This is a genomic window from Microbacterium sp. H6 (assembly GCF_003314775.1).
Lineage (GTDB): Bacteria > Actinomycetota > Actinomycetes > Actinomycetales > Microbacteriaceae > Microbacterium > Microbacterium oxydans.
In genome coordinates, this window is sequence record NZ_QOAY01000035.1 from 57,838 (window position 1) to 67,115 (window position 9,278).

The 9,278-nt window shown below is 68.7% G+C and carries 11 protein-coding genes; 5 read left to right on the forward strand and 6 right to left on the reverse strand.

Annotation, left to right across the window (positions count from 1 at the left end; genetic code table 11):
* Positions 1 to 80 precede the first annotated feature (80 nt).
* Positions 81 to 863 (reverse strand): ABC transporter ATP-binding protein, encoded by a 783-nt coding sequence (locus DSP71_RS02545; RefSeq protein ID WP_046746936.1) that lies wholly within the window; start codon positions 861 to 863, stop codon positions 81 to 83.
* Between the two features lie 78 nt (positions 864 to 941).
* Positions 942 to 1,895 (reverse strand): ABC transporter substrate-binding protein, encoded by a 954-nt coding sequence (locus DSP71_RS02550; protein WP_058632060.1) that lies wholly within the window; start codon positions 1,893 to 1,895, stop codon positions 942 to 944.
* Between the two features lie 40 nt (positions 1,896 to 1,935).
* On the opposite strand from DSP71_RS02550, the gene DSP71_RS02555 reads away from it, so the two are divergent.
* Genes DSP71_RS02555 through DSP71_RS02565 form a run of 3 tightly spaced genes read left to right on the forward strand, consistent with a single transcriptional unit; the run spans position 1,936 to position 4,830 of the window.
* On the forward strand, positions 1,936 to 2,985 hold the full coding sequence (locus DSP71_RS02555; protein WP_061015396.1) for an iron ABC transporter permease: 1,050 nt from the start codon (positions 1,936 to 1,938) through the stop codon (positions 2,983 to 2,985).
* A complete protein-coding gene (locus DSP71_RS02560; protein ID WP_061015397.1) occupies positions 2,982 to 4,031 on the forward strand; it encodes an iron chelate uptake ABC transporter family permease subunit in 1,050 nt (349 codons plus the stop codon). The genes DSP71_RS02555 and DSP71_RS02560 overlap by 4 nt, the downstream gene beginning before the upstream one ends.
* Positions 4,024 to 4,830: a siderophore-interacting protein gene (locus tag DSP71_RS02565; RefSeq protein WP_061015398.1), complete on the forward strand. Its 807-nt coding sequence runs from the start codon at positions 4,024 to 4,026 to the stop codon at positions 4,828 to 4,830. Before DSP71_RS02560 ends, DSP71_RS02565 begins: the two co-directional genes overlap by 8 nt.
* A gap of 23 nt (positions 4,831 to 4,853) precedes the next feature.
* On the opposite strand, the gene DSP71_RS02570 is transcribed toward DSP71_RS02565, so the two are convergent.
* The 3 genes from DSP71_RS02570 to DSP71_RS02580 all read right to left on the reverse strand — a co-directional run bounded on the left by DSP71_RS02570 (position 4,854) and on the right by DSP71_RS02580 (position 6,531).
* Positions 4,854 to 5,099 (reverse strand): hypothetical protein, encoded by a 246-nt coding sequence (locus tag DSP71_RS02570; RefSeq protein ID WP_061015399.1) that lies wholly within the window; start codon positions 5,097 to 5,099, stop codon positions 4,854 to 4,856.
* Between the two features lie 81 nt (positions 5,100 to 5,180).
* Positions 5,181 to 5,486 (reverse strand): protealysin inhibitor emfourin, encoded by a 306-nt coding sequence (locus DSP71_RS02575; protein WP_061015400.1) that lies wholly within the window; start codon positions 5,484 to 5,486, stop codon positions 5,181 to 5,183.
* The gene (locus DSP71_RS02580; RefSeq protein ID WP_061015401.1) at positions 5,461 to 6,531 is read right to left on the reverse strand and encodes a M4 family metallopeptidase; all 1,071 of its coding nucleotides are present in this window, start codon (positions 6,529 to 6,531) and stop codon (positions 5,461 to 5,463) included. The genes DSP71_RS02575 and DSP71_RS02580 overlap by 26 nt, the downstream gene beginning before the upstream one ends.
* A gap of 242 nt (positions 6,532 to 6,773) precedes the next feature.
* Between DSP71_RS02580 and DSP71_RS02585 the strand changes: the two genes are divergently transcribed.
* Positions 6,774 to 7,184, forward strand: a complete 411-nt coding sequence (locus DSP71_RS02585; RefSeq protein WP_113680292.1) for a hypothetical protein — start codon at positions 6,774 to 6,776, stop codon at positions 7,182 to 7,184.
* A gap of 61 nt (positions 7,185 to 7,245) precedes the next feature.
* Here the strand turns inward: DSP71_RS02585 and DSP71_RS02590 are convergent, their stop codons facing one another.
* Positions 7,246 to 7,689 carry a hypothetical protein gene (locus DSP71_RS02590; protein ID WP_230977981.1) on the reverse strand — a complete coding sequence of 148 codons (444 nt, stop codon included), beginning with the start codon at positions 7,687 to 7,689 and terminating at the stop codon, positions 7,246 to 7,248.
* A 161-nt stretch (positions 7,690 to 7,850) separates the two neighbouring features.
* On the opposite strand from DSP71_RS02590, the gene DSP71_RS02595 reads away from it, so the two are divergent.
* Positions 7,851 to 9,167, forward strand: a complete 1,317-nt coding sequence (locus DSP71_RS02595; protein ID WP_052748624.1) for a sugar ABC transporter substrate-binding protein — start codon at positions 7,851 to 7,853, stop codon at positions 9,165 to 9,167.
* Positions 9,168 to 9,278 lie beyond the last annotated feature (111 nt).

Below are 9,278 nucleotides of genomic sequence, written 5' to 3' on the forward strand. Positions count from 1 at the left end.
CGGGGTTGCCCAGGGCGGAGCCGTCTGCGGCGGCGGTGATCGTCATCCTTCAACCGTAACGGTGGGGGACGACGCGGAATTCACCGCCGGACCACCATCGGGGTGCCGGTGACCGGATCGGGTGTCACCACCGCGTCGATGCCGAAGACGTCGCCGACGCGCTCTGCCGTGATGAGTTCGGACGGGGTGCCGGTGGCGATCACGTGCCCCTCCTTCATGAGCACGAGGTTGTCCGCATACCGAGCCGCCTGGTTGAGGTCGTGCAGCACCGCGATGACGGTCTTGCCCTGCGTGTTGAGGTCCCGCAGCAGATCGAGCAGCTCGTACTGGTGCGCGATGTCGAGGAAGGTCGTCGGCTCGTCGAGCAGCATCACCGGTGTCTGCTGGGCGAGCAGGAGCGCGACCCAGACGCGTTGCCGCTGCCCACCGGACAGCTGGTCCACGTAGCGCTCGGCGAGGTCGGTGGTGTTGGTCGCGGCGAGAGCCTCGCGCGTGGCGGTGTCATCGGTGGACGTCCACCGCTGCAGTGCGGAGTGGTGCGGATACCTGCCGCGCGAGACCAGGTCGGCGACGCGCATCCCCTCGGGGGCGATGGCGTCCTGCGGCAGGAGTCCCATCCTGCGGGCGAGCTCCTTGGAGCCGTACTCGCCGAGCGCGCGGCCGTCGAACAGTACGTCGCCTGATTCGGGCTTCAGCACCCGGGCGAGGGCGCGCAGCACGGTGGACTTGCCCGAGGCGTTCGGCCCGAGGATCACGGTGAACGACCCCTCCGGCAGCGCCAGATCGACGCCGTCTACGACGACCTTGCCGTCGTAGGCGACGACGAGTCCACGGGCTTCGAGTGCCGGGTGCGGCGTGGTCATTGTTCCTCCGGGTGTTCGAATCGCCCGAATGGTTCCGTTTCCGGGTGGAATGGAACCAATCGAGCGATTCGAAAGGGGTCAGCCGAGCAGGTCTTCGACCTGGTCGATGACAAGGTTGGCACCGATCACGCCGATGCCCACCATCCAGGTGTCGTCCTCCACCTCGAAGGCCTTGTCGCCGGAGGGGCCGGGCTGGGCGCCCCACAGTCCGGTGATCCGCTCCTGCGTGGTCGCGGTGGGGTCTCCGCCGGGGCTCATGTAGAACACCACGTCGCCATCGATCTGCTCGTAGAGCTCGGGGCTGAGCTCCATCATCGAGTACTCGTTCCAGTCGCGGTCGGCTCCCAGGTCGAACCCCATGTCGGTGAGCAGCGAGCCCGAGAACGTGCCGGGCCCGTACAGGCGGAAGTTGTCGGCGCGGAAGCGCACGATCGATGCGGTGGTGCCGTCGGCTTCGACCGCCGAGCCGACCTCGGATGCGCGGTCCTCGACGCCCTTGATGAGCTCGTCCATCTTGTCGCTCTGGTCCACGGCGGCGGCGGTCAGCACGGCCTGCTCGGTCCAGTTGGTGCCGGTGTCCTCCGAGAAGACGGTGGGCGCGATGGCCGACAGCTCCTCGTAGAGCGCCTCGTGCCGCACCTTCGAGCCGATGATCAGGTCGGGGGCGAGGTTCGCGATCGCGTCGACGTCGGGCTCGGCGATGAAGCCGATCGATTCGGTGCCGTCGAGATCATCGGCGAGGTAGGCCGGGAAACCGCGTCCGGCCCCGATCTCCGGTGCGCCGACCGGAGTGATGCCCAGGGCGACCAGCGCGTCCATCTGCGGGGAGTCGAGCACGACGATCCGCTCGGGTACCGACTCGAACTCCGTCTCGCCCATCGCGTGCTCCACGGTATAGCTCGTGTCCGTGGCGGGAGCGGATTCCTCCGCTGCGGGGGTGCTCGAGCATCCTGTGGCGATCAGGGTGATCGCGGCCAGAGAGGCGACAGCGGTGGCGAGCGGACGGAAGCGCGTTCGATGAGGTCTGTTCACGTCTCACAACCCTAGTGATGTTTGGTTAGGCTATCCAAATATGAGTTCCGAACCGGTCGTCGTCGCGCGTCGTCGTGCCCCGCTCGCGGCATCCCGCTTCCCCGTGTGGTTCGGCATCGCCCTGGTCGTGGCCGTGCTGGCGATCTCGCTGGCATTGAGCCTCGCCGTCGGTGCGCGGTTCGTGCCCCTCGGTGAGGTGGTGCTCTCGCTGTTCGGCACGGGGGACCAGAACGTCCTGAACATCGTCGGCGAGCTGCGCGTGACCCGCACCGTCAACGCGGTCATCTGCGGCGTCGCGCTGGGTGCTGCCGGTGTGCTGATGCAGGCGCTCACCCGCAACCCGATCGCGGACCCCGGGATGCTGGGGGTCAGCGCCGGCGCCTCGTTCGGCGTGGTCGCCGGCATGAGCGTGCTGGGCGCCCTCGGCGTCGGCGGCACGATCTGGCTCGCGCTCGCCGGAGCCGCTCTCGCTTCTGCGGTGATCTTCTGGTTCTCGGGCACCCGGTTCGCCTCCGGTTCGCCCGTGCGACTGATCCTCGCCGGCGTCGCGTTCTCGGCCATCCTGGCCGGGCTCTCGCAAGCGATCGTGCTGACGGATGAGACGGTGCTCGACGCGTTCCGCTTCTGGCGAGTCGGCTCCCTCACCGCCCGACCTGTGGAAGAAGCGCTGCCGCTGGTCGTCTTCATCATCGTCGGCGTGATCCTCGCTCTGCTGCTCGGGCCCGCACTGAACCTGATGGCACTCGGCGACGACAGCGCGATCGCCCTCGGGGTGAAGCCCGGTGTCGTGCGCGCGCTCGTGCTCCTCGCCGTCACGCTGCTGTGCGGCACGGCGACCGCGATCGCCGGTCCCATCGCGTTCGTCGGTCTCGTCATCCCGCATCTGCTCCGTCGCCTCGTCGGACCCGACCTCCGCATCGTGCTGCCGCTGTCGCTGCTCGCGGCCCCGGCGATGCTGCTTCTGGCCGACACCCTCGGCCGCGTGATCGGCGGAGGCGGCGAGGTGCAGGTCGGCATCGTCACGGCTCTGATCGGCGGCCCGCTGCTCATCGCCTTCGTGGTCGGCAGGCGGACGGCGGGGATCTCATGAGCCTGCGCACCGTCGCGCTGACGTCCGACGACCGTGTCCTCCGCGGAGAGCGCTGGTCCTTCCGGTTCAGCCATCGCACGGCCCTCGTGTGCGGCATCCTCGCCGGCGTCCTGCTGGTGCTGCTGGTCGCCGCGCTCATGATCGGCGAGTACATCGTCACCCCGGCCGCACTGATCGAGACGCTCCTCGGTCGCCCGCCGGAGCGACTCGACGAGTTCTTCGTCCTCGGGCGCCGCCTGCCGCGAAGCCTCGTCGCGATCGTCGTCGGCGCGAGCCTGGCCGTCGCCGGGGCCGTGTTCCAGAGCCTGACCCGCAACCCGCTCGCCAGCCCCGACGTGATCGGCATCAGCAGCGGTGCCTCGGTCGGCGCGGTGGTCGTGATGCTCGTGCTGGGCGGATCCCTGGCGCAGGCGGCCCTCGGAGCGGTCATCGGTTCCCTCGTGATCGCGGGCGTGATCGTCGTGTTCACCGCGCGTTCCGGGCTCCACGGCGTGCAGCTGATCCTCACCGGTGTCGCGCTGTCGGCCACCGCCATGGCCGTGGTCGACTACGTGCTGACGCAGGTGTTCGTCGCGAGCGCGACCACGGCGCAGACCTGGTTGATCGGATCGCTGCAGGGCCGGGGATGGGGTGATCTGCTGCCTGCGCTGATCGCGTTGCTCCTGATCATCCCGCTCCTCGTCTGGGCGGCGCCGGCTGCGCGGATGATGGCACTCGGCGACAGTGTCTCGACCGCACTGGGCGTGCGGACGGTGCGGGCGCGATGGATCCTGCTCGTCGCCGCGACCCTGCTCGTGGCGGTCGCCGTCGCCACGGCCGGGCCGATCTCGTTCGTCGCGCTGATCGCCCCGCACATCGCCCGGCGTCTGACCGGTGCGACGAGCTTCCTCGCCTCGGGGCTCGTGGGGGCGCTGCTGCTGCTCACGAGCGACCTGCTCGCGCAGAACATCTTCCCGGCGCCGATCCCGGTCGGCGTCGTCACCATCACCGTCGGCGGCGCATTCTTCCTGTGGCTGCTCTGGAGAGAGGGGGCTCGGCGTGGCTGAGCACACCATCGACCGCGTCCGTCCTCCACAGCGTCCTCGCCGTTCCGGAGCTCGCGTCTTCGCCGCCCGCGTCACGGCCGTGCGCGATCTCACCCCGCACATGCGGCGGCTCACCATCTCCGCGGCGGAGTTCGCCGACTACGCGCCCGCGGGACCGGACGAGTACCTCGGTCTGCTGCTGCCCCGCGACGAGAGCGTTCCGCTCGTGCTGCCCGCGAACGATGGGACGGAGAACATCCGTGCGGCTGTCGCGGCCATCCCCGACGAGGAGCGGCCGGATCTGCGGTGGTACACGTTGCGCGACCACCGCCCCGAGGCTCGCGAGATCGACGTCGACTTCGTCGTGCACGGCGACGAGGGCCCAGGAACCCGATTCGCCGGACGAGCGCGCGCCGGGTCGGCCCTCGGCATCCGCGAGTGCACGGCCCTGTATGCCCCACTGCCCGAGACCCGCGCCCGAGTGATCATCGGCGACGAGTCGTCACTGCCCGCGATCGCCCGCATCCTCGAGGCGACGGAAGCTGCGGAGACGCATGTCTTCATCGAGATCGCGGATGCCGCGGAGAAGCAGGATCTCGCGGGCGCCGTCACCTGGGTCGAGCGCCGGGGGGAGTTGCCCGGTGCGCGACTGCAGCAGGCGGTACGGGCTGCTGCGCTGCCCGAGGTGATCGACTATGCGTGGGTGTGCGGAGAGCGACTCGCGGTGCAGGAGCTGCGCCGTCACCTGGTCGACCGTGGCGTCTCGAAGGACCGGATCACGTTCTCGGGCTACTGGCGACTGGGTGAGGCGCGGGGCTGAGGTCGGCGGCTCCGGCCGGTCTGTCAGTCCTTCTCCGGGTCGTCGTCCTGGGGCTCCCGGTTCTCGGTCGCGGTGGCTTCCGGCACGGGAGGGGCGACCGGGAAAAGGACCGAGCTCAGGTCACCGCTGGTCTCTGCGCCGAGTCCGATCGACAGCGGATCGACGACGGGTGCCGTATCGAGGACTTCCGATTCGGAGCGCTCGAGCGGTTCCGAGGGCAGCACCCACTGGTTCTCTTCTTCTTCAGGCTTCTGCTGGAACAGTCCCATGGGGTCCATTGTGACCCCGTGCGGCCGAGACAGGGCCGGATTCACACGCGATTGATCGGATGCCGCCGCGCGCCGGGCGTGTCAGGTGGAGGCCGCGCGCACGGCGTCGACGAGCGCGCGCCAGGGGCCGTCGAGCGCGGAGTCCGGCAGCTCGCGTTCGCGTCTCTCGGACGGCGTGCGCGCTCGGATGCTCCACATGAACCGGTCGGCACCGACGCTGCCGTCCGGTTCCTGGTCCCACGGGCAGCTGTCGATCAGGCCGATCCACTCCACGGCGTCGTCGGGTTCCGCTTCCACACGCCACTGACGGCGGATGCCGGCGATGCCGCCCGTGCGCACCACCGCGATGACGACTTGCGCGTCAGTCGGTGGAGGGGACTCGCTCATCCTCATAGACTCCCACGGTCGTCCACGCCCGTCGAGCGGCTGCGGCTGTGGCGGCATCGATGGTCGTGGCCGCGGCGACGGTGGCGTCGGCGAACTGCGTGAAGTTCGCGGTGCTCGACAGGCCTCCGGTGAGGGCGCGATACCAGACGGTTCCCGCGCGCTCCCAGGCGTTGCCGCCGAGGTCGGTGGCGAAGAGGGCGAACGCACGGTTGGGGATGCCGGAATTGATGTGCACCCCGCCGTTGTCTTCCGTGGTGCGGACGAAGCCGCTCATGTGGTCGGGCTGCGGATCGCGGCCGAGTTCGTCGTCGTCGTAGGCGGTGCCGGGCGCGATCATCGAGCGCAGCGCCGCGCCTTCGACCGCATCGGTGAAGATCTCGGCGCCGATGAGCCAGGTCGCCTGGTCGGCCGTCTGGCCGAGGGCGTACTGCTCGGTCAGGGCGCCGAACACATCGGCGATCGACTCGTTCAGGGCGCCGGGCTGCCCCTGGTACTCGAGGTTGGCGGTGTGCTGCACCACGCCGTGGGCGAGCTCGTGGCCGATGACGGTGAGCGAGCCGGTGAAGTGCTGGAACACTTCGCCGTCTCCGTCGCCGAAGACCATGCGCTCGCCGTCCCAGAACGCGTTGTCATAATCGACGCCGTAGTGCACGGTCGCATCCAGCGGGGCTCCAGCGTCGTCGAGGGAGTTGCGGCCGAACGCCGCCAGGAGCATCTCGAAGGTGGCCCCGAGTCCGTCGTAGGCCTCGTTCACCGCGGTATCTTCGACCGGGGCGTCGTCTTCGCCGCGCACGACAGCGCCGGGCAGCTGCTGAGTGTTGCCCGCGTCGCTGATGGTGCGGTTGGGGGCGTCGGACAGCTGCGCCACGAGGTCGCCGTTCTCGTCGATCGACAGGTCGATGCGGGCGCGGAACGGCGGACGCCCGGCGGTCAGGGTCTGTCGCGCGGCAGCTGCGGCCTTCGGGAAGCGGCCAGACTCGGCCAGACGCGCGAGCAGATAGGAGGGGACCACTCCATGACGTTCTCCGGATGCTGTGCTGCTCATGGTGCGACCCTACGCCGGGGTGCCGACGTTCGGGGGCGTCCGCGGGCGGAGCGTCCTCCCAATCACCGTCACGCGACGACCGCCTCCACCGACGTCTCGCCGTGCTTCATATCGGACAAGGGGCGCAGATTTCCGGGGCGCTGAGGAGATGTCCCCCGAACGGCCGACAGACGCCTCCCCGAGGAGCGGCTACCTTTCGAAGTGTCGCTCGTCGTGTGTCGGGCGGAGGAACGTAGGGGCTCATGCGCATCAAGACACCGGCCGCCAAGGTCGGGTACCTGCTCGTCGTCATCGTCGGGATCACGCTCACCGCGGTTCCGCTCGCAGCCATCAGTTACGAACTCGGATTCGCGTGGGCGACCGTGGCTCTCTTGGTAGTTGTCGTCGTCGCAGCGCGCACCTTTCGAGGCGCCGGCGAATCCGATGCCCCGCGTCCGTGGTGGAAGATGACCAGCACGCGAGGCAGCGCGCTTCTTCTCAGCGCCTTCTTCTTGATCCAGGGAGTCGCCGCGTCATTCGGTGCCTTCGGCATGCCCGATCGGACCTTGGCCCTGGTCGGCGGCGTGGTGGCGCTGGTGATAGCCGGGTTCTACCTGCACTCGGCCCTCCGGGTTCAGCAGCGGGCAGAAGGCGGCGTTCCCGCGGAGAACTGAGCCGAGACGCCTGTATCCGCGAGAGCCCTGCGGGCAGCGCTCGCCCCTCGCGGTCCTCGTCTCAGTCGCGCTCGATGCTCAGCACTGTCGTGCGCAGTCCGTCGGATTCGAACTGCACCGGCATGCCGGGGTGGTCGACAGAGAACCAGAAGACACCGTCGACGGTGTCGTACCTGCGGCAGGTCAGCGCGCCGAGGGGAGTCGTCAGGCTCACCGTCGACACACTCGTGGTCTCGGGATCGAACGCGGAGTGGCCCTGGAGTTCGAGCCAGGTCACCCGGTTCGAGACGACTGCCTTCGGGTCCTCGACCGACCAGCGGTCCAGCGTCGCACCCTCGTCGTCCACGTCGTGATAGCGGTTGACGTGCTCGCCGAGCGGGCCATCCGGACCTTCCAGGAGAAGGTGGATCGTCGTGCCGTTTCCGATGGCGTCGCGGATCTCCGCGGCGGTGAACGGTGTCGGAAGGAGTGCGGGGTCGATCAGGTGCGGATCAGGATCGGTCATGGAGCCAGTCTGCGTCATGCCCCGCTCGTTCGTCACGGGATGGTCTCGATGGCCCGGTCCCCACCACGATTCCTTGACAGGATTGCGTTCTGTATACAGAATACCAGTACGCCCGAAGGGTGTTCCCGACCTGATCTTCCAATGATGAAAGAGGTAGCGAGATGGCACGTGCGAACGTGACGCGGTTTCTGGCACTGGGGGCCGCCGGCGCTCTGGCACTCGGACTCGCCGCGTGCAGCGGTGGAGGTGGAGGAGGCGGTGGAGGCGTCGACGCCGACGGCAACGCCACCGTCGTCTGGTCGACCTGGGGCACGGCCGACGAGCTCACCCGCTATGAGGAGTTCAACAAGGACTTCATGGAGCGCCACCCCGACATCAAGGTCAAGCTGCAGCCCGTGGCGGACTACGGCGACTACCACTCCAAGCTGCTCGCTCAGCTCACCAGCAACACCGCCCCCGACGTGTTCTACGTGGGCGACGACAAGATCGGCCAGTTCGTCGACTCGAACCGGCTCATGCCGCTCAGCGACTTGATGGACTCGAAGGAGAGCAAGACGAAGAAAGACGACTTCTTCCCCGGACTCTTCGGCGCCGCCGAGAACGACGGCGAGGTGTACGCCGCCCCGAACGACTCGAACCCCGACGTGTTCTGGTACGACAAGCAGGCGCTCGCCGCCGCCGGCATCACCGAAGACCCGGCGACCCTGGCCGAGAACGGCGAGTGGACGACCGACAAGTTCCTCGAGATGAACAAGAAGCTCCACGACGCGGGCCTGACGGGAACGATGTACTGGAACTACTGGGCGACGCACTGGAGCTGGCTGTCTTCACAGGGCCTCGACGCCCCGTACGACGACTCCGGTGCGTTCGTCGCGAACAAGGATGCCGACACCGTCGAGTCCGTGCAGCAGCTCGGCGACCTGTTCGAAGACGGCACCTTCGTCGTGGCGGACACCCTGCCGGACGGGGCCGGGGCCGACAGCGTGTTCGTCACGCACAAGGCCGGCTTCTTCGTGCAGGGCCGCTACACGATCGGCACGGTGAGCGCGACGGGCGAGCAGGACAGCTACGACATCGTGCAGTGGCCGACTCCCGACGGCGAAGCCGCTCCGACCGGAGTCGCGACCAGCTTCCTCGCCATCAACGGCAAGACCAAGGTGAAGGACGCCGCGTTCACGTTCTGGACCGAGTTCCTCTCGGCGGAGGGGCAGACCTTCCGTCTGCAGGGCGGCGGCAATGCCGTCCCGTCGATCAAGGGCGCCGATGATGTGGTGCTCGAGGGCGACTACCCCGCGCATGCGCAGACCTTCCTCGACATGCGTGACATCGGATTCGAGGACTACCCCGCCGAGGCGCGCGTGCCTGGCCTGCCGACCGCGATCGCGGACGAGTTCCTGAAGCTCTACCAGGGCAAGACCGACGCGCAGGCCACCCTCGACACGATCGCCGACGTGGTCAAGGACCGGTCGGAGAAGTAGGCGTGAGCACTGTCACCGAGAACGGGCGGATGCCGCAGGTCACCCCTGCGGCATCCGCCCCGCCCCTGCGCAAGGAGGCGCTCTGGCGCCGCCGTGATCGGCGGTGGGGGT